This is a genomic window from Pantoea sp. RG18 (assembly GCF_025910075.1).
In the GTDB taxonomy this organism is placed as follows: domain Bacteria; phylum Pseudomonadota; class Gammaproteobacteria; order Enterobacterales; family Enterobacteriaceae; genus Pantoea; species Pantoea agglomerans.
Window position 1 is genome coordinate 1 of record NZ_JAPCIL010000033.1, and the last position, 741, is coordinate 741.

Here is a 741-nt window from a genome sequence, read left to right on the forward strand (position 1 = left end):
TGAGTATGACCGCTTAGGCAGACTGCGCCGCCGTGACGTGTTTAAGGGTGACTCACAGCGTCCTGCACCGCGCGTCTGGTCCCGCCGGCGCGACTTCGATTACGGCAACAACCTGATCCGTGAAGAGCGCGACGATAATCCGTTCAGCCAGACATTATGGAACTACGATAACGCCGGCCGGCTGTTGTCACAGGATGGTGCGCAGCCGGGTAATGAACAGTGGCGCTGGGATAGCGCAGGCAACCCGCTGGATCGTCATAGTGCCGCTCATGTCATGCATAACCGCGTCACTGAACTGAACGGTATCCGCTGGCAGTACGATATCCATGGCCGTACCACTGAGAAAGATGACGGTCACACCCGCTGGCGCTACCGTTACGATGGTGAGCATCGCCTGACGGATGTGATCAGCGAGCCACGTGACCGCAATAAGCCGCGCACTAAAGTGAGTTTCCGTTACGATCCGCTTGGGCGCCGCATCAGTAAAACCAGCCAGCAGCTGTTACAGGGCAGGCCGTCTGGCAACGCCGTCACGACGCGCTTTGTGTGGGAAGGCTACCGTCTGCTGCAGGAAATCCACGACGGCATTCCGCTGACCTACGTTTACAGCGACAGCCAGAGCTATGAGCCGCTGGCGCGTATTGATGGTGTGGAAAGCCCGGAGATTTACTGGTTCCATAATGCGGCCAACGGAATGCCGGAGCTGCTGACTGACGGTGAAGGGCAAAAAGCCTGGGAAGG

General features: G+C 58.4%; 1 pseudogene. It reads left to right on the forward strand.

The features are described 5' to 3' along the window. Positions 1 to 741: pseudogene (locus OK409_RS22415) on the forward strand (type IV secretion protein Rhs); the annotation flags it as partial.